Consider the following 647-nt stretch of genomic DNA (forward strand, 5'->3'; position numbering starts at 1 on the left):
GAGTAGCTGGCGCCCGTATAGGAATAGCTGAAGCCCGTGGTCGACACGCTGCTGCCCGTGGTCGACACGCTCGACCCCGTCGCACCGACCGAGCTGCCGACCGTCGACATGCTCGATCCCGTCACGCTCGTCGAGCTGCCCGTGGTCGAGGTCGACACACCCACTATGCTGGTCGACACCCCTGTATTTGACATTGACGTACCGACGATACTGGTCGACGTGCCGGTCACCGACGTACTCGTGCCCGTCATGCCGTTCGAGGTACCGACATACGACTCCGAGACGCCTGTCGTGCTCCGCGACTGCCCGACGCATGACATGCTGACATCCGTCATCGATGACGAAATGCCTGTCATGCTGTTCGACACACCTACCACCGACGTGGTCGTGCCGGTCATGCTAGTCGACGTCCCCGTGAACGACGTGGATGTCCCCGTGAAACTCGTACCGACGCCGGTGAATGATGTGCTGGTGCCAGTAATTCCCGTCGACACGCCAGTAAATGACGTGCCGACACCCGTGAAGCTCGTGCTGACGCCCGTAAACGAGGTGCCAAGCCCGGTGAACGACGCCGACACGCCGGTGAACCCCACCGATAGGCCCGTGTACGACACCGCGATGCCCGTAAAGCTGACCGTGATCCCGAT

Annotated in this window: 1 pseudogene; it reads right to left on the minus strand. The window is 62.0% G+C overall.

Features of this window, described 5'->3' with window-relative positions:
- Positions 1 to 647: pseudogene (locus tag AC1RQF_RS33455) on the minus strand (type VI secretion system tip protein VgrG); the annotation flags it as partial.

Source organism: Burkholderia sp. GW821-FHT14F03, from assembly GCF_058803765.1.